The sequence below is a fragment of the Kitasatospora sp. NPDC008115 genome (assembly GCF_042957205.1).
Lineage (GTDB): Bacteria > Actinomycetota > Actinomycetes > Streptomycetales > Streptomycetaceae > Kitasatospora.
This window is the reverse complement of the sequence record NZ_JBIBHU010000021.1, coordinates 83,479-107,658: the sequence shown is the minus strand read 5'-3', so window position 1 is coordinate 107,658 and position 24,180 is coordinate 83,479. Positions and strand designations below refer to the sequence as shown.

16 protein-coding genes and 1 pseudogene are annotated in these 24,180 nt (G+C 75.4%); 4 read left to right on the top strand and 13 right to left on the bottom strand.

Annotated features, from left to right (window positions below; genetic code table 11):
• Positions 1 to 8: 8 nt before the first annotated feature.
• The 4 genes and pseudogenes from ACFZBX_RS25175 to ACFZBX_RS25160 form a co-directional block, all read right to left on the bottom strand.
• Positions 9 to 1,772, bottom strand: coding sequence for a cation acetate symporter (locus tag ACFZBX_RS25175; protein ID WP_391536047.1), 1,764 nt, complete (start codon positions 1,770 to 1,772; stop codon positions 9 to 11).
• The gene (locus ACFZBX_RS25170; RefSeq protein WP_391536046.1) at positions 1,769 to 2,095 is read right to left on the bottom strand and encodes a DUF485 domain-containing protein; all 327 of its coding nucleotides are present in this window, start codon (positions 2,093 to 2,095) and stop codon (positions 1,769 to 1,771) included. The genes ACFZBX_RS25175 and ACFZBX_RS25170 overlap by 4 nt, the downstream gene beginning before the upstream one ends.
• A 288-nt stretch (positions 2,096 to 2,383) precedes the next feature.
• Positions 2,384 to 2,857, bottom strand: a pseudogene (locus tag ACFZBX_RS25165) (response regulator); the annotation flags it as partial.
• 40 nt (positions 2,858 to 2,897) lie between these two features.
• Positions 2,898 to 5,009 carry a type IIA DNA topoisomerase subunit B gene (locus tag ACFZBX_RS25160; RefSeq protein ID WP_391536045.1) on the bottom strand — a complete coding sequence of 704 codons (2,112 nt, stop codon included), beginning with the start codon at positions 5,007 to 5,009 and terminating at the stop codon, positions 2,898 to 2,900.
• A gap of 539 nt (positions 5,010 to 5,548) precedes the next feature.
• On the opposite strand from ACFZBX_RS25160, the gene ACFZBX_RS25155 reads away from it, so the two are divergent.
• Positions 5,549 to 5,782 carry a hypothetical protein gene (locus ACFZBX_RS25155; protein WP_391536044.1) on the top strand — a complete coding sequence of 78 codons (234 nt, stop codon included), beginning with the start codon at positions 5,549 to 5,551 and terminating at the stop codon, positions 5,780 to 5,782.
• Between the two features lie 159 nt (positions 5,783 to 5,941).
• Here ACFZBX_RS25155 and ACFZBX_RS25150 read toward each other — a convergent pair whose 3' ends face one another.
• The 7 genes from ACFZBX_RS25150 to ACFZBX_RS25120 form a co-directional block, all read right to left on the bottom strand.
• Positions 5,942 to 6,751, bottom strand: a complete 810-nt coding sequence (locus tag ACFZBX_RS25150) for a S1 family peptidase (RefSeq protein ID WP_391536105.1) — start codon at positions 6,749 to 6,751, stop codon at positions 5,942 to 5,944.
• Between the two features lie 309 nt (positions 6,752 to 7,060).
• Positions 7,061 to 8,713: an RNA polymerase sigma factor gene (locus ACFZBX_RS25145; RefSeq protein ID WP_391536043.1), complete on the bottom strand. Its 1,653-nt coding sequence runs from the start codon at positions 8,711 to 8,713 to the stop codon at positions 7,061 to 7,063.
• Positions 8,714 to 9,285: 572 nt separating this feature from the next.
• Entirely contained in the window at positions 9,286 to 10,164 is an 879-nt protein-coding gene (locus ACFZBX_RS25140) for a FadR/GntR family transcriptional regulator (RefSeq protein ID WP_380750537.1), read from the bottom strand.
• A 163-nt stretch (positions 10,165 to 10,327) separates the two neighbouring features.
• Positions 10,328 to 11,233 carry a hypothetical protein gene (locus ACFZBX_RS25135; RefSeq protein ID WP_391536042.1) on the bottom strand — a complete coding sequence of 302 codons (906 nt, stop codon included), beginning with the start codon at positions 11,231 to 11,233 and terminating at the stop codon, positions 10,328 to 10,330.
• Positions 11,234 to 11,236: 3 nt separating this feature from the next.
• Positions 11,237 to 12,898, bottom strand: a complete 1,662-nt coding sequence (locus tag ACFZBX_RS25130; protein ID WP_391536041.1) for an ATP-binding cassette domain-containing protein — start codon at positions 12,896 to 12,898, stop codon at positions 11,237 to 11,239.
• A 240-nt stretch (positions 12,899 to 13,138) separates the two neighbouring features.
• Entirely contained in the window at positions 13,139 to 13,897 is a 759-nt protein-coding gene (locus tag ACFZBX_RS25125) for an NUDIX domain-containing protein (protein WP_391536040.1), read from the bottom strand.
• Positions 13,898 to 14,035: 138 nt separating this feature from the next.
• Entirely contained in the window at positions 14,036 to 16,156 is a 2,121-nt protein-coding gene (locus tag ACFZBX_RS25120; RefSeq protein WP_391536104.1) for a glycogen debranching N-terminal domain-containing protein, read from the bottom strand.
• A 620-nt stretch (positions 16,157 to 16,776) separates the two neighbouring features.
• On the opposite strand from ACFZBX_RS25120, the gene ACFZBX_RS25115 reads away from it, so the two are divergent.
• Positions 16,777 to 18,093 carry an alpha/beta fold hydrolase gene (locus ACFZBX_RS25115; RefSeq protein ID WP_391536039.1) on the top strand — a complete coding sequence of 439 codons (1,317 nt, stop codon included), beginning with the start codon at positions 16,777 to 16,779 and terminating at the stop codon, positions 18,091 to 18,093.
• Positions 18,094 to 18,160: 67 nt separating this feature from the next.
• Here the strand turns inward: ACFZBX_RS25115 and ACFZBX_RS25110 are convergent, their stop codons facing one another.
• Entirely contained in the window at positions 18,161 to 19,798 is a 1,638-nt protein-coding gene (locus ACFZBX_RS25110) for a DUF4192 domain-containing protein (RefSeq protein ID WP_391536038.1), read from the bottom strand.
• Between the two features lie 273 nt (positions 19,799 to 20,071).
• On the opposite strand from ACFZBX_RS25110, the gene ACFZBX_RS25105 reads away from it, so the two are divergent.
• Positions 20,072 to 22,270, top strand: coding sequence for a RecQ family ATP-dependent DNA helicase (locus ACFZBX_RS25105; RefSeq protein WP_391536037.1), 2,199 nt, complete (start codon positions 20,072 to 20,074; stop codon positions 22,268 to 22,270).
• Between the two features lie 326 nt (positions 22,271 to 22,596).
• On the top strand, positions 22,597 to 23,271 hold the full coding sequence (locus ACFZBX_RS25100) for a hypothetical protein (protein WP_391536036.1): 675 nt from the start codon (positions 22,597 to 22,599) through the stop codon (positions 23,269 to 23,271).
• A 189-nt stretch (positions 23,272 to 23,460) separates the two neighbouring features.
• Here the strand turns inward: ACFZBX_RS25100 and ACFZBX_RS25095 are convergent, their stop codons facing one another.
• Positions 23,461 to 24,168 (bottom strand): hypothetical protein, encoded by a 708-nt coding sequence (locus ACFZBX_RS25095; RefSeq protein WP_391536035.1) that lies wholly within the window; start codon positions 24,166 to 24,168, stop codon positions 23,461 to 23,463.
• Positions 24,169 to 24,180: the final 12 nt, after the last annotated feature.

Genomic DNA, 24,180 nt, shown 5'->3' with positions numbered 1-24,180 from the left:
GGGGTCGCTCAGACCGCCCCGGCTCCGGTCAGCGCACGGACCTCCAGCTCGGCGTACCGGTCCGGGTCGGCCGGCTCGGGCGAGGTGAGGGTGCCGATCCAGCCGGCCAGGAAGCCGAGCGGGATGGAGACGACACCCGGGTTCTCCAGCGGGAACCAGTGGAAGTCCATCCCGGGGAACAGCGCGACCTTGGTACCGGAGACCACCGGCGAGAAGGTCACCAGCACCACCGCCGGGATCAGCCCGCCGTACACCGACCAGACCGCGCCGCGGGCGGTGAACCGCCGCCAGAACAGGCTGTAGAGCAGCACCGGCAGGTTGGCGGAGGCCGCGACGGCGAAGGCCAGGCCGACCAGGAAGGCGACGTTCAACTGCTGGGCGAAGAGGCTGAGCACGATCGCCACCGCGCCGATCCCGACCGCCGCGATCCGCGCGACCAGGACCTCGTCGTGCTCGGCGACCGTCGGCGCGCCGTCGCCCCCCGTCCGGGCGTCCGCCTCGGCGCGCGCCCGCCGGGAGGCCGGCACCACGGACCGCCGCCCGCGCGCACCCCGGCCGTCGTGCGAGTCACGCGTACCACGTGAACCGCGCGGCCCCCGCGGCCGGCCCCGCCAGGCGCCCGCCCAGATGTCATGGGCGAACGCCGCCGAGGAGGCCAGGGTGAGCCCGGCGACCACGGCGAGGATGGTCGCGAAGGCGATCGCCGAGATCAGCGCGAACAGCACCACCCCACCGGTCGAGCCGTTGCCGCCGCCGAGCACCAGGGCGAGCAGCGGAACGGCGGTGTTGCCGGCCGAGTTGGCCTGCCGGACCTCCGCCGAGCCGATCAGCGCGGTGGCGCCGAGGCCCAGCGCGATCGCCATCAGGTAGAAGCCGCCGACCAGTCCGATCGCCCACATCGTCGAACGGCGGGCGGCCCGCGCGGTGGGCACCGTGTAGAAGCGGGACAGGATGTGCGGCAGCCCGGCGGTGCCCAGCACCAGGGCCAGGCCCAGGCTGAAGAAGTCCAGCCGGCTGGTGAAGCTCTTGCCGTACTTCAGCCCGGGCTCCAGGTAGCGCTGCCCGGCGCCGCTGTGCTGGGCCGCCTGCCGCATCAGCTCGGCGACGTCCCCGTGGAAGCGGACCGCCAGCAGCACGGTCAGCACCACCGAGCCGGCCACCAGCAGGAACGCCTTGACGATCTGGATCCAGGTGGTGGCCCGCATCCCGCCGATGGTGACGTAGACGATCATCAGACCGCCCACCGCCACGATCGTCCAGGTCCGGGCCTGGGCGCTGTTGGTACCGAGCAGCAGGGCGACCAGGCTGCCCGCGCCGACCATCTGGGCGACCAGGTAGAACAGCGTGACGACCACGCTGGCGCCGCCGGCCGCCGCCCGGACCTTGCGCCGGCGCAACCGCAGCGCCAGCACGTCGGCCAGGGTGTACCGGCCGGCGTTGCGGACCAGTTCGGCGACCAGCATCAGCACCACCAGCCAGGCGACCAGGAAGCCGATGCTGTAGAGCACGCCGTCGTACCCGTACAGCGCGATCAGCCCGGCGACGCCGAGGAAGGAGGCGGCGGAGAGGTAGTCGCCGGAGAGCGCGAAACCGTTCTGCAGCGGTGTGAAGTCACGGCCGCCGGCGTAGAAGTCCTCGGCCGCGCCGCCGCCGCGGCGGCCGGCCCAGAAGGTGATCGCCAGGGTGACCAGGACGACGACGGCGAAGAGCACCACGGCCAGGCCGTGGTGGTCCCCGGTGGGGGCGACGGGGGGCGGGGTGGCGGCCCTCATCGCAGCTGGTCCTGGGTGTCCCAGCGCAACGACAGGGCGGCCCGGTCGCGCTTGGTGCGGGCGTTGCGGGCGTACAGCCAGGCCAGCAGGAAGGTGGTGGCGAACTGCAGCAGGCCGAGCAGCCAGGCGACGTTGACCGGGCCGGCGACCGGTCGGCGCATCAGCGCGGGGGCGGCCGCCTGGGCGGCCACGTAGAGCAGGTACCAGGCGAGGAAGACGCCGCTGACCGGGAAGACGAACGTCCGGTAGCTGTGGCGGATCCGCTGGAAGGCCGCACTCCGCTGGACGGCCCGGTACACCTCGGTGCTGTCGACCTCGGGCATCTCCTCCGGCACGGTCCGGGACACCGGTGCGGGGGCCGGTACCGGCAGCGGTTCCGGCAGTGGCGCGGACGCCGGCACGGATGCCGCTGCGGGCTCCGGTTCCGGTGCCCACCAGTCCAGTTGCCCTCCCGGCTCCGGGTTTCTCGTCTGCTGTTGTGGCACGGCTGCTCCTGGGCCGGGGGGTTGTGACCCGACCCATGATGGGGTCGCCCGAACCCCCCAAACTCCCAACGCAGATACGTTCACTCGATGAGGTGATCGATCATCCGACAGACGCTCATCCGACTACTACGGAGACCCGGTGATTCCGTTTCGGAAGGCGTACGCGACCGCTTGCGCCCGGTCCCCCACGCCGGTCCTGGCGAACAGGTCGTTGATGTGGGTCTTCACGGTGGCCGGGCCGACGTAGAGCCGCCGGGCGATCTCGGTGTTGGAGAGCCCCTGCGCGATCAGCCCCAGCACCTCCGCCTCCCGCGCGGTCAGCCCGTCCGGCGGCTCCCCGGCCGGCCCCGCTGTCGCCCCCGACCGGACGTCGGCGATCGCCCGGGCGATCTCCTCGGCGCCCGCGTCCTTGGTGAGGTAGCCGCGCGCCCCGGCCCGCAGCGCGGGGAACAGCGACTCGTCGTCGGCGTAGGTGGTGAGCACCACCACCTCGGTGCCCGGGTGCCCGGCGCGGATCCGCCGGGTCGCCTCGGCCCCGTCGCAGCGCGGCATCCGCAGGTCCATCAGCACCACGTCCGGCCGGTGCCGGGCGAGGGCCCTCCACCCACGGGTGGAGGGCCCTCGTCGCGCGGCGAACGGCTCAGGCGTCGATGCGCGAGCGGTCCAGGGTGGCCGCCGAGTCCACGATGAACTCCTTGCGCGGCGCCACGTCATTGCCCATCAGCAGGTCGAAGACCTTCTCGGCCTGTTCCAGGTCGCCCAGGTTGATCCGGCGCAGCGTGCGGTGGCGCGGGTCCATGGTGGTCTCGGCCAGCTGGTCGGCGTCCATCTCGCCCAGGCCCTTGTACCGCTGGACCGGGTCCTTCCAGCGCAGGTTCTTGCGCTGGAACTCCAGCAGCGTGGAGCGCAGCTCGGCGTCCGAGTAGGTGTAGTGGTACTTCTCCTGCCCGCGCTTGGGGTTGGTGAGCTCGATCCGGTGCAGCGGCGGCACGGCCGCGAAGACCCGGCCCTGCTCGACCATCGGCCGCATGTAGCGCTGAAACAGCGTCAGCAGCAGGCAGCGGATGTGCGAGCCGTCGACGTCGGCGTCGGCCATGAAGATGACCCGGCCGTAGCGGGCCTGGTCGATGTCGAAGGTGCGGCCCGAACCGGCCCCTATCACCTGGATGATCGCCGCGCACTCGGCGTTCTTGAGCATGTCGCTCACGGACGCCTTCTGGACGTTGAGGATCTTGCCCCGGATCGGGAGCAGGGCCTGGAACTCGGAGTTGCGGGCCAGCTTGGCGGTGCCGAGCGCGGAGTCGCCCTCGACGATGAAGAGTTCGCTGCGGTCCACGTCGTCGCTGCGGCAGTCGGCCAGCTTGGCCGGCAGCGAGCTGGTCTCCAGCGCGGTCTTCCGGCGCTGGGCCTCCTTGTGCTGGCGGGCGGCGACCCGGGTGCGGGCGGCCGCCACCACCTTCTCCAGCACCGCCCGGGCCTGGACCTTCTCGTCCTTCTTGCCGGAGGTGAGGAAGGCCTTGAGCTCCTTGGCGACGACGGCCGCGACGATCCGGTTGGCCGCCGAGGTGCCGAGCACCTCCTTGGTCTGGCCCTCGAACTGCGGCTCGGCGAGCCGGACGGTGACCACGGCGGTGAGGCCCTCGGTGGCGTCGTCCTTGGTGATGTCGTCCTCGGCGACGCGCAGCAGCTTGCCCGCGCGCAGCGCCTCGTTGACGGTCTTGGCCAGCGAGCGCTCGAAGCCGGTGATGTGGGTGCCGCCCTTGGGGGTGGCGATGATGTTGACGAAGGAGCGCAGCGTGGTGTCGTAGCCGGCGCCCCAGCGCAGCGCGATGTCCACCCCGAGGTGCCGGGTGACCTCGGTGGGCGTCATGTGCCCGAGGTCGTCCAGGACCGGCACGGTCTCCTTGAAGGTGCCCTCGCCGTGCAGCCGCAGCACGTCGCAGATCGGCTTGTCGGGGGCCAGGAACTCGCAGAACTCGGCGATGCCGCCGTCGTAGCGGAAGGTGCTCTCCTCGACCCGGTCGCTCTCAGTGAGCCGCTCGTCGCGCACGACGATGGTCAGGCCGGGCACCAGGAAGGCGGTCTGCCGGGCCCGGGCGTGCAGGTTCTCCAGCGAGAGCCGGGCGTCCTTGAGGAAGATCTGCCGGTCGGCCCAGTACCTGATCCGGGTGCCGGTGCGGGTCTTGGGCACCTTGCGGACCTTGGCCAGGCCGTTGGCCGGCTCGAACGGCGCGTCCGGGCTGGTCTCGGTGAAGATGCCGGGGGTGCCGCGGCGGAAGCTGATCGCGTGGGTGTGGCCGCCGCGGTCGACCTCGACGTCCAGGCGGGCGGAGAGCGCGTTGACGACGGAGGCGCCGACGCCGTGCAGACCGCCGGAGGCCGCGTACGAGCCGCCGCCGAACTTGCCGCCGGCGTGCAGCTTGGTCATCACGACCTCGACGCCGGACAGCCCGGTCTTCGGTTCGACGTCCACCGGGATGCCGCGCCCGTTGTCGCGGACCTCGACCGAGGCGTCGTCGTGCAGCACGACCTCGATCCGGTCGCAGTAGCCGCCCAGCGCCTCGTCGACGGAGTTGTCGATGATCTCCCAGAGGCAGTGCATGAGGCCTCGGCTGTCGGTCGAGCCGATGTACATGCCGGGGCGCTTGCGGACCGCCTCCAGCCCCTCCAGGACGAGCAGGTGCCGAGCGGTGTAGTTGGAACCGTCGTCGCCGGCCAGCAGAGCGGACGGCACGGTCGTTTCGGCACTCACGCGGCACTCTCCTCGGTCAAGTTCTGTCTCATCGGTCACATCCGGACGTGTCCGGAACGCCCGCCAGTGCAGCACATCGCACCGACAGCCGTTACCCCTGTGTGTGCGCACCCTTCCGCTGGGTGCACAGCACGGCGGGCCGGTCCCGCGCAGCTTGTACGCGCTGCGCGAACAAGGGCCGTGCCGGATTCGGGGCGCCGGGGCTCCATCTCCTCCCGGTACCACCGTTCCTGGCGGACCGTGGGACCGGTCACAGGCTCCGGAACTGCCGTTATGCAGGCTACCGGGGCCCGGGGCGGGGCTTATGCTCCAACCCAGCAGAGGATTATGCTACGCGGACTCCCACATCCGGTTCCGATCGGGCGTTCGAGCGACGGGCGGATCCTGGGATTCGGTACGCATGAACCACCGGCCCCCGGGGCACGTCCTCATCAACACAGCAGAATCCTCAGAGAAGAAAAGCCACGAGCGGGAACGTTTTCGGCCTGGTTGGATGTTGACCCTGGTACGACAGCTCGTCGAGCTAGAGAAGAGGCGACGTGACTACTGTTCTGACACCTGCGAGCCCGCTCACCGCGGCTGACCGCTGCGACCGCTGCGGCGCCCAGGCCTACCTGCGCGTCGTACTCGCCAGCGGCGGAGAGCTGCTCTTCTGCGCCCACCACGGCCGGAAGTTCGAGCCGGAGCTCAAGAAGATCGCCGTGGAGATACAGGACGAGAGCGGCCGCCTGGGCAGCACGACGTCCGCCACGGCCAACGACGACGAGCGCTGATTCCGGGCGCCCCAACAGGCCCAGCGTCGAGCTGTGTGTCCGGCCGCGCACCGCGCGTGACCGGGTGAGCCGGGTGACCGCCCCTTCGGGGGCCGGTCGCCCGGCTTCGTCGTTCCCGGACCGGCCCCTGCGGGCGGCCGGCACCGGGTGTTCGGCCGGCTACAGGACGGCGCGCACCGCGTCGGAGACCGAGGCGATCCGGGTGTAGACGCCCGGGTGGCCCGCCTCGGCGCAGCCCGTCCCCCAGGAGACCAGCCCGGCGAGCCGGCCGGCGACCACCAGCGGTCCTCCGCTGTCCCCCTGGCAGGCGTCCTTGCCGCCCTGCTGCTCACCCGCGCACACCATGCCCCGGGCGTCGAAGCGCCCGTCCGGGCCGCCCGGGTAGGCCTGGGCGCAGGTCTGGTCGGGGACGACCGCCAAGTCCACGCCGCGCAGTGCGGGCGAGTAGTCGCCGCGGCCCGTGGTGTCCCCCCAGCCGTACACCTGCGCCCGGTTCCCCGGCCGGTACGGCTCGGTCTCGCCCTGGCCGACCAGGTCGATCACCGGCCGGCTCCCCTGCGACTCGCCGAGGGTGACCACCGCGACGTCGTTCATGTTGGTGCTGAAGGAGTAGGCGGGGTGGACCCAGACGCCGCGCACCGCCACCTCGCGCCCCGCCGAGCCGCGCAGGTCGTCCCGGCCGACCACCACCCGCAGGCCGGGCCGGTCCACCGGGCGCCCGCTGGACTCGTCGTAGAAGCAGTGCGCCGCGGTCACCACCTTGGTCGGGGTGACCAGCGCTCCCCCGCAGAACTGCCCCGAGCGGCCCGGGCCGAACTGCTGGCGGCTGGCCAGCGCGACCACCCACGGGTGGTCGCCCGTGCTCACCGTCCCGCCGCCGACGATCCGGCCCTGCGGCCGGGCCTGGGCGGCCGGGGCCGCCGGGCCGAGGGCGAGCAGCGGCGCGGGCAGCGCGGCCAGCAGCGCCACGGCGGCGACCCGGCGCCGCCGGGACACCGGGCGGACGGCCCCGGGGGCGGCGACGGGTGCGACGGCGGGGGCGGGGGTCGGCAGGTCGGCGCGGGTGGGCGGCACCGTGTCTCCAGATGGCTCGGCAGCAGGCAACCGGCACAGCGTAGGCGCTCTGCTACGTTCCGCGACCGCTCACCGCCGCGCCGCCACCCGGAAGAGCGACATCGGCCACCCGGATGCTGACGCCCACCGGCTCCGAACGGCCGGAAGGCCCGGAGCACGGGGCTCCGGGCCTTCCGATCGGTACCGGCGGGCCGGTACCGGGGATCAGTCCAGGTAGTCGCGCAGCACCTGGGAACGCGACGGGTGGCGCAGCTTGGACATGGTCTTCGACTCGATCTGGCGGATGCGCTCACGGGTGACCCCGTACACCTTGCCGATCTCGTCCAGCGTCTTCGGCTGACCGTCCGTCAGGCCGAAGCGCATCGACACCACGCCCGCCTCGCGCTCGGACAGGGTGTCCAGCACCGAGTGCAGCTGCTCCTGGAGCAGGGTGAAGGAGACCGCGTCGGCCGGAACGACCGCCTCGGAGTCCTCGATGAGGTCACCGAACTCGCTGTCGCCGTCCTCGCCGAGCGGGGTGTGCAGCGAGATGGGCTCGCGGCCGTACTTCTGGACCTCGATGACCTTCTCCGGGGTCATGTCGAGTTCCTTGGCCAGCTCCTCCGGGGTGGGCTCGCGGCCCAGGTCCTGGAGCATCTGGCGCTGGACGCGGGCCAGCTTGTTGATGACCTCGACCATGTGCACCGGGATGCGGATGGTACGGGCCTGGTCGGCCATCGCGCGGGTGATCGCCTGGCGGATCCACCAGGTCGCGTAGGTCGAGAACTTGTAGCCCTTGGTGTAGTCGAACTTCTCGACCGCACGGATCAGACCGAGGTTGCCCTCCTGGATGAGGTCCAGGAAGAGCATGCCGCGGCCGGTGTAGCGCTTGGCCAGCGAGACGACCAGACGGAGGTTGGCCTCCAGCAGGTGGTTCTTGGCGCGGCGGCCGTCCTCGGCGATGATCTCCAGCTCGCGCTTGAGCTTGGGGGCGAGCTTGTCGGCGGCCGAGAGCTTGTCCTCGGCGAACAGGCCGGCCTCGATCCGCTTGGCGAGCTCGACCTCCTGCTCGGCGTTGAGCAGCGGGACCTTGCCGATCTGCTTCAGGTAGTCCTTGACCGGGTCGGCGGTGGCACCAGCGACGGCCACCTGCTGGGCCGGCGCGTCGTCCTCGTCGTCGTCGGAGAGGACGAAGCCCTCCGACTCCTCCTCGGGGGCGTCGCCCTCGGTACCGGGCTTGTCGCCCGGCAGGGCCGTCTCCTCGAGCAGCTCCTCCTCGCCGAGCAGCTCCTCGTCGCCCTTGGCCGTCTTGCCGGCCGCGGTCTTCTTGGCGGCGGCCTTCTTCGCCGGCGCGGCGGTCTTCTTGGCGGCGGCCTTCTTGGCCGGGGCGGCCTTCTTCGCCGGAGCCGCCTTCACCTCGGCGGCGGCCGGAGCCGTCGCCTCGGCGGTGATCTCGGCGGACACCGTGCTGACCGGCGCGGCGGCGGCCGCGACGGCCGGGGTGGAGATGGTCGCACCGGGCGCGATGCGCACGGGCGGCTTGGTCGGGGCCGACGACGCGGCCGGGGTCCGGGTGGTGACCGCCTTGGTCGCCGTGCGCTTGGCGGGGCTCTTGGCGGCAACGCTCTTGCGCTTGGCGCCGGCCGGTTCGGCCGCGCTGACCATGAGATCCACCCCCTCCTCAATCAGCACCTGGTTGAGGCTGCGCATGACGTTCTTCCACTTGGTGACCGGGATCTGGTCCGCCTCGAACGCCTGGCGCACGTCGTCACCGGCGATCTGCCCCTGGGCCTTGCCCCGCTCGATGAGCGCCAGCAGAGCCGCGGACTCGGCGATCTCGGGGGGAAGCGAACGGGATGTGCTGGCCGACACGAACAACCTCTCGGACGATGAGTGGACTCGAACCCGTACCGGCCGCCCGAGCGGGCGGGGAAGGAGATCGCGCGTCGGGCACGCGGTGTCGATTCCGACCGACTCGGGCTTGAGGACTGGGTTTGCAGGACGGCAGCAGCGCCGCAGACCAACACAGCATTCTGACATGTTGGGGTATTCCGGAGCTGCTTCCGCTCAGGACACATCGCTGCTACTCGTCAAGTGTTACGCATGGCCTTCGTGTCGCGGGTCACACCGGACGGCGGCCGCGGCCCGGGGCCGGCTTCCATCATCCCCCACCCGCGCCGAAGTCGTTCACCATGAGCACGACATTCCGAGTCGCGGTCCGGTCCGCTCCGCTCCGCTCCGGTCGGCACCGGTGCGCACCCGCAGGCGGGCGCCCGGCCCTGGACACGCGGAGGCCCCCCGGCTGCACCGTGGCGGCAGCCGGAGGGCCCGGGTCGCGGAGGAGGCGGCGGAAGGCCGCGGGACGGTCTCGGTCGGACGGATCATGACGGGGCGGTCCGTGGACGGGTCGCGGGGCGGGGGCTGCGGCGCCCGGACGCCGAACGGCCCGCTCAGTGCTCCCGGGGAGCCGGGACGGAGGGCTCGATCTCGGGGTGGACGGTGAGCAGCGCCCGCATCGCGGTCTCGGCGGCGGTGCCGTCGCCGGTACCGAGTGCGTCCACCAGCCGGGCGTGCAGCCCGACCGAGGGCTCCGAGGGCCGCTCGCAGGAGGTGGCCGGACCACCGGACACCTGGAGCGCGCAGGCGACGATCCCGGAGAGGTGCTCCAGCATCCGGTTGCCCGCGAGCTGGAGGACCAGACCGTGCAGCTCGGCGTCGGCCCGGGCGTAGGTGGCGAGGTCCGCCTGGGCGCAGGCGTGCCCCAGGATCTCGACCAGCTCGGCCAGCCGCTGCTGGACGTCCTCCCGGCCGTGGCCGGCGGCCAGCCGGGAGGCCAGCGGCTCGATCGCCCAGCGCAGCTCGAACAGCTCCCGGCGCTGCTCGTCGCGCTGCGGACCGAAGGCGCGCCACTCGATGATGTCCGGGTCCAGCAGGTTCCAGTCGCTGACCGGGCGGACCCGGGTGCCGACGTTGGGGCGGGCGCTGACCAGGCCCTTGGCCTCCAGCACCCGCAGCGATTCGCGGACGACCGTGCGGGAGACCTCGAAGCGCTGGCCGATCTCCTCGGGGACCAGCGGCCGGTCGGCGCCGAGGTCTCCGGAGACGATCATCTGGCCGAGCTGCTGGACGAGCTGGCCGTGCAGGCCGCGGCCGCGGCTGCTGGTGGTCTTGCGGCCGACCCGGGCGAGGTCCGACTCGGCGCCCTCCCAGCGGGGCGCCGGCGGGGTGGGCCGGTCGGCGTAGGCGAAGCGGTCCAGGTCGGCGGGGCCGGGGATGGCCCCGTCGGCGGAACGGGCGGGGGTCATGGTGGGGTGCGCAAGGGTGTTCACAGCTCCTTTGTCGGCGATCGGCGGGCGCAGCTTGAGAATTCTCGTGAAAAGCACACGAAAGGGTGATCGACCGTGACTGGATAATTGACTTCTTATCAGGGCGAAGCACGCATTGCGGTCACCCTTGGTCGATCTTGACGAACCGCCCCCGCCGGGCGGCGGCTCACAGCGCCCGGCGCCTGACCTGCACCGCCAGGGTGACCAGGAGCAACACGAGGCCCGGAGCCGCCAGCGCGGCCAGCAGCACCGGATCGGTCAGCACCGAGCCGCCGTCCGCAACCTGGCGGTCCCCGCCGTACACCCATCCGTACGCCCACTCGACCCCGGACCGGAACGGCAGCAGCTCCGCCGCCCGGGCCGGCCAGGCCGTACCGGTCCCCCGCAGCAGCAGCACCACCCCGGACTCCAGCAGCGGCGGCAGCGCGCAGAGCAGCAGCACCCCGGCGAGCGCGCTGCGGGTCAGCGCGGCGGTCAGCACCCCGGTGCAGCCCGCCGCGACCACCAGCAGGACGAACGCCAGCAGCGCGGCCGGCGCGCCGTGCCCGGCCCCCAGGGCCAGCGGCGCCAGCGCGTCCGGCAGCTCCCCGGGCCCGCCCAGGACGGTGGCGGCCAGGGCCCGCGCGACCCGCCCGGACAGCTCGGACGGGTCCGACCAGGCCGCGGCCGTCACCCCGGCGGGCAGCGCGAGGTGCACGGTCACCGCGTCGACCAGCAGGCTCACCAGGGCCAGCAGCGCCCCGGCCGCGCCGGTCACCAGCAGCTTGCCCGCCAGCAGCCGTACCCGGCGCGGATAGCCCACCTGCGAGGCCGCCAGCCCCGGGTGCCGCACCTCGTGCGCGTACGACAGCGCGCCCAGCACCCCGGCGCCCAGGGCCGCGAACGGCAGCGGCACCAGGGGCACCGCCGCCGTCAGCAGCCGCACCGCCGCCGGTCCGCCCAGGGCGCCGTCGGCCGATTGGGCCGCCAGCACGCCGGCGGCCACGGCGTCGCCGAGCACCACCAGACCGAGCAGCAGCCAGGTCGAACGCAGGCCGCGCATCCGGCGCAGCTCATAAGCCAGGACTCGCACGGTTCACTCGCTCCGAAGGTCAGAGGTCACGGGAACGACAACCCCGCCCCGGTCCGCCCCGGCGGGCCCGGCGGCGTCACCCGCGCCCTTCCGGGCGGCGGGCGGGACCTCGGCGGGCGGAGGCCCGACGGGCGGGTGGGCGACGGGCGGGTGCTCGGCGGGGTGCTCGGCGGGCCGGTGGGTGATCCGGCCCAGGCGGACGGTGTCGTCGGCCCTCAGGTCGGCGGCCTCGCCGGGGCGGCCCTCCACCGGGCGGACCAGGCCGGTCAGCCCGTCCCTGAAGAGCCGGTCCACGGCGACGGTCGGCGAGGGCGCCTCCTCCGGCCGACCGCCGTCCCGGGGCCGGCCCGCCCCGGTCGCTCCGGCCCCGGTTCCGTTCCGGCGGGGGACGGTCCGGATCCCGCTGCGGGCGGTGAGCGCGGACAGCGCGGTCGCGGCGGAGAGGCCGGCCGCAGCGGAGAGGCCGGCCGCGGCGGCGACCGGAAGCGCGAGGGTCGGCGCGGGGTCCCGCTCCCGGTCGGCGCCGGCCGGCCGGACCACCGTCCGCGCCGACGCCGCGTTCTCCGCCGCCGGTGCCTGAGCCGGTGCCGGTGCCTGAGCCGGTGCCGGTGCCTGCCCGGCCGTCACCGTCGCCGGCACCCGTTCCCCCGGGTGCTCCTCCGCCCGCTCCTTCGCCCCGTCCCCCGCCGGGCGGGCCTTCGACAGGCGGACCGGCCCGGGACCGGTCTGCACCTGGACCCGGCCCGACCGCCCGGAACCCGTCGGCAGGGCGGCCCGGGGGGCGGGCTGCTCGACCACCCGGTCGGCGAGTTCGTGCAGCAGGATGCCGTGCCGGTAGGCGAGTTCGCCGATCTCGGTCCGCCCGAGCCCGGTCACCGCGAGCTCCGTCCCGCCGCCCCGGCGGACCTGGGCGCCCTGGCCGGTCAGCAGGTCGGCGAGCCGGGCCATCTGCGGTCCCCGGACGGCGACTTCGGGCGTCAGCCGGGTCTGCCGGAACTCCGCCACCGGCTGGTCGGCCGCCATCCGGCCCTCGTCCAGGGTGATCACGCGGTCGGCGAACCGCGCGGCCTCCTGCGGGGAACGGGTGGTGACCAGCACCGTGCCGCCGGCGGCGCCGAACGAGCGCAGGAAGGAGTGGAACCACTCCACGTTGCGCGGGGAGAGCCCCTCGGTGGGCGCGTCCAGGAGCAGCGTGGGCGGCTCGCCGAGCAGCGCGGCGGCGAGCGCGAGCCGGCGGTGCATCCCGGGCGAGAAGGTGCGCAGCCGCTGGTCGGCGACCGCCGCGAGCCGGATCTGTTCCAGGAGTTCGTCGGCCCGCTGGGCCGGCACCCCGACCGCCGCGGCCAGCATCCTGAGGTGGCCCCTGGCCTTGCGCCCCGGGTGTCCGGCGCTGTCCGCCGCGCCGTTCGGGCCGCCCGGTCCGGCGAGGACCACACCGACCTCGCGCTCCGGGCGCCGCAGCCGGCGGTAGGTGCGGCCGGCGAACAATGTGACGCCCCGGCCGCGTTCGAGCTCCAGCATCAGCCGCAGCGCGGTCGTCTTGCCCGCCCCCTCGGGGCCGATCAGCGCCGTCACGGTGCCCGGGCGGGCCTCGAAGGTCAGATCCAGCACCGCCGGTGGAACGCCCCGTCGGTAGACCTTGGTCAGTCCGGTGATCTGGATCATCGCTGGCTGCTCCCATGCCCTCGGCCGGCCTGGTCCGTGCGGCGCAGGGTCGCGCCCGCACGGTTCCGCGCCAGCACATTAGGGGTCCGCGGCGGCGATTCCGGGCATTACGGGAGCGGCACGGGCACACCGCGCACACACCTCACCCGATCAGGGGACAATCCGATCCTGCGACCGAGACGCGGGAGCGGGTGTCGCGGCCGGGGCCGGGGCCGGGGTCGGGCCGTCGGCCGCGACGGCTCAGGACTCCGGGCGCAGCATCGGCGGGTTGAGCACATTGGCGCCGCCCGAGGTGAACAGCTGGGCCGGGCGCCCGCCCTGACGGGTCGTCGTCCCGCCGGAGGGCAGCAGGAAGCCCGGGGTGCCGGTCACCTTGCGGTGGAAGTTCCGCGGGTCCAGGACCACGCCCCAGACCGCCTCGTAGACCCGGCGCAGCTCGCCGACGGTGAACTCGGCCGAGCAGAAGGCCGTCGCGAGCGAGGAGTACTCGATCTTGGAGCGGGCGCGCTCCACCCCGTCCGCCAGGATCAGTCCGTGGTCGAAGGCGAGCGGGACGCCGTCGACCTGGTCGGGGTCGAGGAGTTCGGTCACCGGGGCCCAGCGGGCGCCGCTGGCGTCGCCGCCGGCGCGCGGGGTCGGCAGGTCGGGCGCGAGCACCAGGTAGGCCACGCTGACCACCCGCATCCGGGGGTCGCGCTGGGGGTGGCCGTAGGTGGCGAGCTGTTCGAGGTGGGCGCCGGCGGTGCCGGGTCCGACCGCGTCGTGGCCGGGGGTGGTGTGGGCGCGCAGGCCGGTCTCCTCGGCCAGCTCCCGCGAGGCGGCCTCGGCGAGCCCCTCGTCGGGGCGCACGAATCCCCCGGGGAGTGCCCAGTAGCCCTGGTAGGGCGGCTCGCCCCGGCGGACCAGCAGGGCACAGAGCGCGTGCTCGCGCACCGTCAGCACGACCAGGTCGACCGTGACTGCGAACGGGGGGAAGGCCGACGGGTCATAACGCGACATGGCGACGATCATAGTCGTCTCTCTGACGATAAGCACAGGCCCGCGTACGGACCGTGCTGTGGCGGCCCTTCCCGCCGACCGCCCCACGCGGGCCGGTGGAGTCCGGCCCGCGCGGGGCGGCGGGGGCGGAGGAGGGCGTCAGCGGGCCACCAGTTGGAGTTCGGCGGACGCCTCCTCGACCATCGCCACGCCGATCCGGCTGACCCGCACCGAGAACGGCTCGCCGGCCACCCGCAGGCCCGTCAGTTCCAGTTCCCCGAGCGGCGCGGTGCTGGCCGGGCGCACCAGCACCCGCCCGCCGGGGACGTCCGGCCGGACGCCGGCGAGCGCGAACACCGCGTGCGCGGCGCCGGCGGCCGAGACCGCCGCCGGCCGGCAGGCCCCCGGGTGCGGCACCGGCGGGCAACCGGGCGTCCACTGCTCCCCCGCGTACATCTCGGGCAGCCGGCCCTCGAAGTGGGCGGCGGCACCGAGCAGGCCCTCCAGCAGGGCCCCGGCCTCGTTCTCGTGGCCGGTCTCCGCGAGCCCGGCGATGGCGAGGGCGGTCTCGTGGACGCGCACCGCCCCGCTGCGGTGGCCCAGCGGGTTGAAGCGGGGCGACTTGGCGCTGAGCGTGCGCAGCCCCCAGCCGCTGTCGAGCTCGGGCGCGGCCAGCCGCTGGGCGAGCAGCCTGGTCTGCTCGCGGTCCAGCAGGCTCTCGTGCCGGCCGCCGTCGGCGGACAGGCCCGGGTCGAGGAGGTGGACCAGGGCGGCGGCGACGGCGGGCAGCGGCTGGCCGCCCGGGGCGAGCGCGGCGGCGGGGCGGCCGCCGGAGAGGTCGTCCACCCAGAACCGTTCGCGGAACCGTCGGCGCAGGGCGGCCGCCCAGCCGCGCCACTCCTCGGCGCCGGGCCGTCCGAAGGCCTCCAGGAGGTCGGCGCCGTGCAGGGCGGCCCGGTGCGCCTGGGCCTGCACCTCGGCCCGGGCCGGCACCGGCTGGGCCGACCGCTCCTCGACGGGGCGGCTCAGGTCGGTGACGAAGCCGTCCACCAGGCCCTCGCGCAGCGCGCCGAGCGCGCGCTCGGCGGCCGGGAGGAGTTCGGTCACCTCGGCCCGGGACAGGCCCCAGCGCCAGGCCTCGGCCAGCACGGTGACGAAGAGCAGGGTGGCCTCGGTGGCGGTGCAGGTCGGCGGCAGTTCGGGGCCGCCGTGCCGCAGCGCGCCGGGCAGCAGTCCCTCCGGCCGGCGCGGGCCCTGGCCGGGTGCGGCGGCCGGCTGCTGACGGCGGGCCAGGGCGCGCAGGGTGCCGGCGGCGAGCCGGGTGCCGAGCGGCAGGGTCAGCCGGGCCGCCCAGAGCGCGTCGGCCGGGGCGAGCCCGAACCGCCAGGGCGCGCCGGAGGCCAGGTAGAGGTCGGTGGGCCGGTCGGGGTCGGCGAACAGCAGCCCGCCGAGGGCGTCCAGGGAGCGCGACACCACCAGCGCCGCACGGGGGTCGTCGCAGCGCACCTCGGGCTCCGCCCACGGGAGCGGGACGCCGGTGCCGCGGCCGCCGGGCGGGCGCGGGCCGGGCGCCGTGGTCTCCAGCGCGGCCCGCAGCTCGACCGACCAGCGCGCGCCCGGCTGGACCTCCAGGTCCCAGCGCAGCACGCCGGCTCCGGCCAGCACCGCGTGCGGCGAGGGCAGGGCGCTGACCGTGGCGCTGTGCGTGGGGCCCGCCCAGCGCAGCCCGGCGGACTGCACCTGGCCGGGCAGGTCCGGGGGCCGGTGGCCGGCGGCGATCTCGCCGACCGGGCCGAGGTCGGTGGCGAGCGCGATCTCCAGCGGCAGCCGGGCCGTGCGGCTGCCGGCGTTGCGCACCGTGACCGTCTCCACGCCGTCGGCGTGGCGCAGCCGCTCCACGGTCAGCGCCGGGTCCGGGTCGAGGTCGCCGGGCAGGCGGACGGCGCCCAGGAAGCGGGCCTGGGCCGCCGAGGTCTGGGTGCCCTGGAGCGGGAGCGGCTCGACCCCGCCGAGGCGCAGCTCCATCCGGGCCACCACCCGGAGGCCGGAGCGGTAGAAGCCGTGCAGGCCGTGGCCGCGCAGCTGGCCGTCGGGGCCAGAGGCGGCCATCGCCGGCGCGTTCACGCACAGCACCTCGTGGTGGGTGGCGGCCGGCTGCGGGCGCGGCGGCGCGGGCCGGGCGTGGCCGCCGGGACCGGCCGGCTGGGCCTGGTCCGGTCGGCCGGCCGGTCTCGGCGCGCCGACCACGCTCTCGGCGTGCGCGGCCTGTGGTGGCCTCATCGCGGTCACCGGACTCTCCTCCCCTCGGCGGTCCGGTGGCCGGTCAGGGCCGATGGGCCGCGAGCATGTTCGATCGCGTGCGTGCTGGTTCCGGGCCGGCGGAAACCCCGCCGGCCGCTGTGCCGTGTCTGGCCGTACCCGGTACCGGGCCGTACCAAGCGGTGCCCCGCACCGAGTCGGCACCGGCCCCGCGTCGTTCCTTCCCGGACGTCGTCGCGCCCGGGTCCCGCCGTGCCCTCCGGCGCACCGCCGGGCCCGCGGCCCGCCCGCGCCGGTGACGGCGCGGTGCCGGGTGCGGCACGGCGTCCCGTCCCCCGAGGGCGGTCGGCGCCCGGGCGCAGGGCCCCCGGGGTGAACGCCGGAGACCGGCGACAGGTCACGCCCACCGGGCACCCGGGCCCGGTTCCCGTCCGAGTGCCGCGACCGCCGTCCGAACGGCTGCCGCTGCCGGTCCGTCGTGCCCGGCCGCACGGACCCGCCGGGTGGGCGGTCGCGGGCGGTGGCCGTCGGGGCGGCCCCGGGCCGCGGTCAGGATACGGTGCGGGGGTCGCGGCCCCGCCACCGGCAACCCCGGCCGGGGCCGACGCGACCGCTGTGACCAGCAGATACCGAGGAGTTGTATGTCCACCGCCAGCCGGCTGCCCGGGATTGCCTTCACCGACCACGTCTTCCGGGTGCCGCTCGACCACGCCGCCCCGGAGGGCGAGCAGATCGAGGTGTACGCCCGTGAGGTGGTCGCCTCGGGCCGTTCCGAGGACGCCGGCCTGCCGTGGCTGCTCTTCCTCCAGGGCGGCCCGGGCGGCAAGGCCGGCCGCCCGCTCGGCCGGGACGGCTGGCTGGAGCGCGCGCTCGACGACTACCGGGTGCTCCTGCTCGACCAGCGCGGCACCGGGCGGTCCACCCCCGCCACCCGGCAGACGCTGGCGCGGCGGGGCGGCGCCAAGGAGCAGGCGGAGTACCTGGCGCACTTCCGGGCGGACTCGATCGTGCGGGACGCCGAGCTGATCCGCCGCCGGCTGCTCGGCGAGGACCGGCGCTGGAGCGTGCTCGGTCAGAGCTTCGGCGGCTTCTGCACCCTCACCTACCTCTCGGTCGCTCCCGAAGGACTCGACCAGGCCTTCGTCACCGGCGGGCTGGCCGGCCTGCGCAGCTCCGCCGACGACGTCTACCGGGCCGCCTACCCGCGCGTCGTCCGCAAGAACGAGGGCCACTACGCGCGCTTCCCGCAGGACGTCGAGGCGGTGCGGCGGATCGCCGCGCACCTCGCCGACGCCCCCGCCGTCCTGCCCGACGGCGGGCGGCTCACCGTCGAGGCGTTCCAGGCGCTCGGGCTGCTGCTCGGCGGCGGCAGCGGCTCCGGGACCCTCCACTACCTGCTGGAGGAGGCCTGGGTGGAGGGCCCGGACGGCCCCGAGCTCTCCGACACCTTCCTCGCCGGCGCCCAGGCGCAGCTCTCCTTCGCCCAGGGCCCGCTCTACGCCGTCCTGCACGAGTCGATCTACGGCCAGCGCTCGGTCGACCCGGCCGGCACCGGCTGGTCCGCCGAGCGCGTCCGCACGGAGTTCCCGGAGTTCGACGCCCGGGCCGCGCTGGAGTCCGGTGCGCCGGTGCTGTTCACCGGGGAGATGATCTACCCCTGGATGTTCGACACCGACCCGGCGCTGCGCCCGCTGAAGGAGACCGCGGAACTGCTGGCCGCCCGCACCGACTGGGCCGACCTCTACGACCCGGCCCGGCTGGCCGCCAACGAGGTGCCGGTGGTGGCGGCGGTGTACCACGACGACATGTACGTCGACACCGCCGATTCGCTGGAGACCGCGCGGGCCGTGCGGGGGCTGCGGACGTGGGTCACCAACGAGTGGGAGCACGACGGCCTGCGGGTCAGCGGGGGCAAGGTGCTGGACCGTCTGATCGCGATGGCGCGCGGCGAGGCGTAGCCCGCCACCGGCAGCGGGGGCCGGGCGGGCCGGGCCCGGCCGCCCGCCCGCCGCGGCCGTGCGGACGTCACCGCGCATGACGCCCCACCGCCGCGCTGCCCGCGCCCCGCAGCCGGCCCCGACCGCAGCCGCCCGCCGGGAAGGGCTGCGGCCAGGACGCCGGGCGGGCGGTCCGTGCCGTGCGCAGGACCCGTCGGCGCTCCGGCGCCCGGCACCCGGCCGCCGGAGCGGTGCCGGCACGGGCGCCGACGGCCCCCGTGCACCGCGTCCGTACGGCGGTGGGCCCGGGGCGACCGCCATCGCCGGGAACGCCACCGGTGCCGTCCCGCCCGAACGGCTCCCGAGCCGGGCGGTCGGGCCGCTCGGCCCAGTCGATCGCCGTACCCTCCTCACCCGCCGCCGTGGCCGGACGGCCGCGCCGCCGACGGGCCCGGCGACGCGCCCTCCCGGCAGCCGGCCCGTCGGCGGCGGGGACCGGCGCCGGGGGCGGACCCGACGCCGGCCCGGAATCCGGCTCCCGGTCCCCGGCCGCTCCCCCGGCCGCCCCCTCGACCGTGCCCTCGGCCTGCTCTTCGGCCGCCGCCTCCCGTTCCTCCCGCTCCGTGCGGCGGCGGCGCTCCTCCGCCACGCTCGCCAGCAGCGCGTCCGGTGCGAAGCCGGCGTTCAGCGTCTCGTACAGCAGCTGCGCCAGCAGGTAGGAGGGGTGGCGGCGCAGCGTGTGGCCGAGCACCACCCGCGCGGTCGCGGTGTCGCCCGCGACCCACGAGGCCCAGGCCAGCAGGGTGAGCGGCGGCGCGGCGCAGCTCTCGTACGGCGCCACGCAGCGGGTGGCCAGGAACCGCCAGAGCCGCTGGGCGGGCGCGAGCTCGGCCGGCCTGGCGTACTCGGCCGCGCGGTCCCTGATGATCCGGTCCTGGAGCGCCAGCATCAGCCGCGCCGTCCGGTCCTCGTCGAGCGTCGTGGCCCCGGCCATGAACTCGGCCACGGCCGCGTCGAGCAGCGCGGCGTGCTCCCGCCGGTCGAGCGACAGCCGCCGCCCCGGCGACGGCCCTGCCCCGGCCCGGGCGAAGGCGGCCCGCAGGGCGTCCGCCCCGGGCGGGCCGACCGGGGCCAGCCCGGCCAGGATCTCCCTGCGGCTGCCGCGCGGCGCCAGGCCAGCGACGGTCGCCGCCACCGCGACCGGGCCGGGGCCGGGCGTCCGCCGGATCGGATGGCCCACCGGGTCGCAGCAGCCCTCCCGCGTGCAGAGGTAGGACCACCAGCGGCCCGCCGAGACGCACAGCGACTCCTTCACCCGCACCCCGCGGCCCTCGAAGGCCCGGTGCAACCACTCCGCCAGCGGACGCAGCCGCTCGGCCACCGGCGGTCCGTGCTCCCCGCCGGGCCGCGGCCCGGCGGGATCCTGGCAGAGGTAGAGGAGGACCTGGACCGGCCGCCGGTCCTCCCGCTCGGAGAGCCGGACGAGGAGGTCGGCCGTCTCCTCCGCGGCGGCCCGCCACTCCTCGGCCGACTCGGGGATGTCCAGCCGGATCACCCCGCCCTGGTGCAGTCCGGGCGGCTGGAGGCCGACCGCGACAATGCTGTCGTCGGGGTAGAAGCCGAGCAGGTACGGCAGGACCTCGGCCATGTCGGCCGGGCCCCGCATGGTGATCGGACGGCCGTCGGGGCCGTCGCCGAAGGGAAGGGAGATGCGTTCGTCGGTCATGGCGGGAAGGCTGCCGCAATTCTCCGAAGCCCCCGGAAAATTCCTCCAGGCCTGTGGATAAACCCGGCCTGTGAATAACTCCTCCCCCGATCGGCGTATCGCCGAGCCACTCTCCCGAGGGAAAAACTGCCGCCGTTCAGCAGACGAACGGATGAAACGACTCCCGGCCTCGCACTGTCCTCTCCCCCTCCTCACCCCGGCCTCACCCCCTCCGCGCCCCGTCCTCACCCCCGCCGTTCGCCCGTTGTCGGCTCCTCGGGGTTACATGGGGCCATGCAGCAGCCGAAGACCCACTCCACCGCCACCGCCGCCGACCGTGCCGAGGTCCGGGCGCGGGCCGAGGCCGTCCTGCGCGAGCTGGCCGGCCCCGGGGCCACCCTCCGCGAGGACCAGTGGACCGCCATCGAGGCCCTGGTCGTCGACCACCGCCGGGCCCTGGTGGTGCAGCGCACCGGCTGGGGCAAGTCCGCCGTCTACTTCATCGCCACCGCCCTCTTGCGGGCCCGCGGCGCCGGTCCGACGGTGATCGTCTCGCCGCTGCTCGCCCTGATGCGCAACCAGGTGGACTCGGCCGCCCGGGCCGGCATCCACGCCCGCACCATCAACTCCGCCAACACCGACGAGTGGGACGCCGTCCAGGCCGAGGTCGCCGCCGGGCAGGTGGACGTCCTGCTGGTCAGCCCCGAGCGGCTGAACAACCCCGACTTCCGCGACCACGTGCTCCCCAAGCTCGCCGCCTCCACCGGCCTGCTGGTGGTCGACGAGGCCCACTGCATCTCCGACTGGGGCCACGACTTCCGCCCCGACTACCGCCGGCTGCGCACCATGCTCGCCGAGCTCCAGCCGGGCGTCCCGGTGCTGGCCACCACCGCCACCGCCAACTCCCGGGTGACCGCCGACGTCGCCGAGCAGCTCGGCACCGGCGCGGGCGACGAGCACGCGCTGGTGCTGCGCGGCCCGCTCGACCGCGAGAGCCTCACCCTCGGCGTGCTGACCCTGTCCGACCCGGCGCACCGGCTGGCCTGGCTCGCCGACCACCTCGACCGGCTGCCCGGCTCCGGCATCGTCTACACCCTCACGGTCGCCGCCGCCGACGAGGTGACGGCCTTCCTGCGCGAGCGAGGCTTCACGGTGGCCTCCTACTCCGGCCGCACCGAGGACGCCGAGCGCCGCACCGCCGAGGCCGACCTGCTGGCCAACCGGGTCAAGGCGCTGGTCGCCACCTCGGCCCTCGGCATGGGCTTCGACAAGCCCGACCTCGGCTTCGTCGTCCACCTCGGCTCCCCCAGCTCCCCGATCGCCTACTACCAGCAGGTCGGCCGGGCCGGGCGCGGGGTCGACCGGGCCGAGGTGCTGCTGCTGCCCGGCCGCGAGGACGAGGCGATCTGGCGCTACTTCGCCTCGCTCGCCTTCCCGCCCGAGGAGCAGGTGCGCCGGACCATCGGCGCCCTCGCCGAGGCCGGCCGGCCGCTCTCCACCGCCGCGCTGGAGCCCCGGGTGGACCTGCGCCGCACCAGGCTGGAGACCATGCTCAAGGTCCTCGACGTGGACGGCGCCGTCCGGCGGGTCAAGGGCGGCTGGACGGCCACCGGCCGGAGCTGGGAGTACGACACCGCCCGCTACGCCAAGGTGGCCGCCTCCCGGGAGGCCGAACAGCGGGCGATGCGCGAGTACGCGTCCTCCACCGGCTGCCGGATGGAGTTCCTGCGCCGGCAGCTGGACGACGACCAGGCGGCGCCGTGCGGCCGGTGCGACAACTGCGCCGGGCCGCTGCACGGGCCGGAGGTCTCGGCGGAGGCCCTGGAGGCCGCCCGCGCCGCCCTCGGCCGACCGGGCGTCGGCGTCGAGCCGCGCCGGCTCTGGCCGACCGGCATGGACGCGCTGGGCATCCCGCTCAAGGGCCGCATCCCGGCGGGCGAGCAGGCCGAGACCGGCCGCGCGCTCGGCCGGCTCTCGGACATCGGCTGGGGCACCCGGCTGCGCTCGCTGCTCGCCGACCAGGCCCCGGACCGGCCCGTTCCCGGCGAGGTGGTGGACGCCCTGGTCACCGTGCTGGCCGACTGGGCGCGCGGCCCCGGCGGCTGGGCCGGCCCGGCGACGGCCGACGGCACCCGGCTGGAGCGGCCGGTCGGCGTGGTGACGATGGCCTCCGCCACCAGGCCGCAGCTGGTCGGCAGCCTCGGCGCCAGGATCGCCGAGATCGGGCGGCTGCCACTGCTCGGGCAGTTCGCGTACGCGACCGGGCAGCCGCCGCACGGGTCGCGCAGCAACAGCGCCCAGCGGCTGAACTCGGTGGCGGGCGCGCTGGTCCTGCCGCCGGAGACGGCCGCGGCGGTGGCGGCGGCGGGCGGCCCGGTGCTGCTGGTGGACGACCTGGTGGACTCCGGGTGGACGGTCACGGTGGCCGCCCGGCTGCTGCGCCGCGCGGGGGCGGGCGCGGTGCTGCCGCTGGTGCTGGGGCTCCAGGGCTGACCGCCGCCCCGCACCGCCGCCCGGCACAGCCCGGCCGACCCGACCGACCGCACCCGACCGACCGACCGCACCCGAACGGAGTAGTCACGGCCTCCGGGACGTCTCCGCGCCCGGCCGGGCCGCGGTCCGGCGGCGGCCGGGCCGGTTCCGGGCGGACGTGGAATATATCCGGCAGAATGTTGGCTTTCGGGCGGCGTTCATCATTTCATCGTTGCCGCTCCACCCCATCTGCCCTGAGAATTGGACCGTACCCCGAGCCCGGTCCCTTGGACCATGCCTCCGGCGTACGCAGGCACCCGCGCGTCCGTGGGTCGGGAAGGAGGGTCGTGATCAGCGGCATCGACCGAGGTCGTTATCCCCTCGCCCGGAGTTCGGCCCCCAGACGGGTGCTCGATCTGGAGACCTGGACGGACTTGGGGATCCCGCTGCTCCGCGACCCCCGCGAGTTCGTCCTGGAACTGCACCGGCTCCACCTGCCCCAGCCCGGCACGGTGGTGGTCGCCGTCCTGGACGCGCTGCACCGGGTGACCGCCTCGGCCTCGTTCGCGCCCTGGCCGCACGACGCGGACGGCTGGCTGCACCGCAACGCGATCCTCTCCCACCTGCGCCAGGTCACCGCGCACGACCTGCGGCTGCCCAGCCCGAGGCGGACGGCCGTCCTGCTGCGCTGCCGCGAGGGCGCGACCGGCTGGACGGAGCCGGACGGCGCCTGGATGTGGGCCCTGCGGGACGCGGCCGGCCTGCACGGGCTGCGCTGCGGGGCGTACGTCGCGCTGACCCCGGCCGGCTGGCAGATCCTCGGCGACGGACGGAGCGGACGCAATCCGCACGCGGGTTCGTGGGCGCAGGGGCCGGTCCACACCGTGACGGAGCTGGCGCCCCGCACGGCGCGGGACACCCCGCGCGGCCAGCGGTCACCGCGCTCCCGCCAGGCCGAGCGTCCATGGGGACCCGCCCGGGTCGCGGCGATCGAACCGGCCCGGCGCACCGGCACCCGCTGAGCGTCCGGCCACCGCCCGACCGCGCAGGGCGGCTCCGGGCCCGTCCCGCCAACGCCGACTCGACCACCAACGCCAACTCGACCGCCAGGGCCCGGATCCCGCACCCGGAGACCGGCGTGGGGCAGCGAAGAGGAAACGCCCCGGCCCGGTACCGGAAGGGGTACCGGGCCGGGGCGGCCGTCAGGGCTCTCAGGCAGGCATGCCGCGCGGGACCGGGGCCCCGGCGGCCGCGAGCGGCGCACCGGCCGGGGCGGGGCCGCCGCAGACCACCAGCAGCTCCTCCGCGCGCCGAAGCGCCTCGGCGTACGCCGCAGCGGCGCGGTCGGCCGGACCGCCGTTGACGACCAGCACGACCACCGGCCGGCGGACCGGGCGGGTCAGCCCGGCGTCCGCGTAGAACACGTCGCCGCCCTCGGCGAGCTGCGCCCAGTAGCGCTCCTCGCCGAAGGAGAGCTCGTGCACCTGCCAGGGGTGCGCCGCGCCGACCGTCAGCACCAGGACGGCGCCCGGGTCGCGGCCGGCGTCCAGCAGCAGGTCGACGGTCTCGTCCGCGCGGTCCAGCGCCTCCGCCTCGGCGGCGGGGACGTGCCGGACCTCGACCGGCGCCGGCCGTGGCGCGGGTCGCGGGGGGCTGGGCTTGGGGATCGGGTTCGGGCGCGGCGAAGGCCCCGGACGGTCCGCCCGTGCGGCCGCCGAACGCGGCGGCGCCGGCCGCGGCGGTGCGGGGCGGGGGCCCGGCACCGGGGCCGGCACGACACCGGCGGCCGACGGTACGGCGGTGGCCGCGCCGCCGGTGGCAGGCGCGCGGAGGGCTTGTGCGTCCGACTCACGGGGGCTGGGAACGCCGGGGCCCGGGAGGCTCTCGTTAATCTCCGGCTCCTCGGGGAAGACAGGCATACCCGGATATCT

What these genes read in the sequence shown, in the direction of transcription:
- ACFZBX_RS25175 (WP_391536047.1), bottom strand. Translation starts at nt 1,772, where the DNA reads ATGAGGGCCGCCACCCCGCCCCCCGTCGCCCCCACCGGGGACCACCAC.
- ACFZBX_RS25170 (WP_391536046.1), bottom strand. Translation starts at nt 2,095, where the DNA reads ATGCCCGAGGTCGACAGCACCGAGGTGTACCGGGCCGTCCAGCGGAGT.
- ACFZBX_RS25130 (WP_391536041.1), bottom strand. Translation starts at nt 12,898, where the DNA reads ATGATCCAGATCACCGGACTGACCAAGGTCTACCGACGGGGCGTTCCA.
- ACFZBX_RS25125 (WP_391536040.1), bottom strand. Translation starts at nt 13,897, where the DNA reads ATGTCGCGTTATGACCCGTCGGCCTTCCCCCCGTTCGCAGTCACGGTC.
- ACFZBX_RS25120 (WP_391536104.1), bottom strand. Translation starts at nt 16,156, where the DNA reads ATGAGGCCACCACAGGCCGCGCACGCCGAGAGCGTGGTCGGCGCGCCG.
- ACFZBX_RS25115 (WP_391536039.1), top strand. Translation starts at nt 16,777, where the DNA reads ATGTCCACCGCCAGCCGGCTGCCCGGGATTGCCTTCACCGACCACGTC.
- ACFZBX_RS25110 (WP_391536038.1), bottom strand. Translation starts at nt 19,798, where the DNA reads ATGACCGACGAACGCATCTCCCTTCCCTTCGGCGACGGCCCCGACGGC.
- ACFZBX_RS25105 (WP_391536037.1), top strand. Translation starts at nt 20,072, where the DNA reads ATGCAGCAGCCGAAGACCCACTCCACCGCCACCGCCGCCGACCGTGCC.
- ACFZBX_RS25095 (WP_391536035.1), bottom strand. Translation starts at nt 24,168, where the DNA reads ATGCCTGTCTTCCCCGAGGAGCCGGAGATTAACGAGAGCCTCCCGGGC.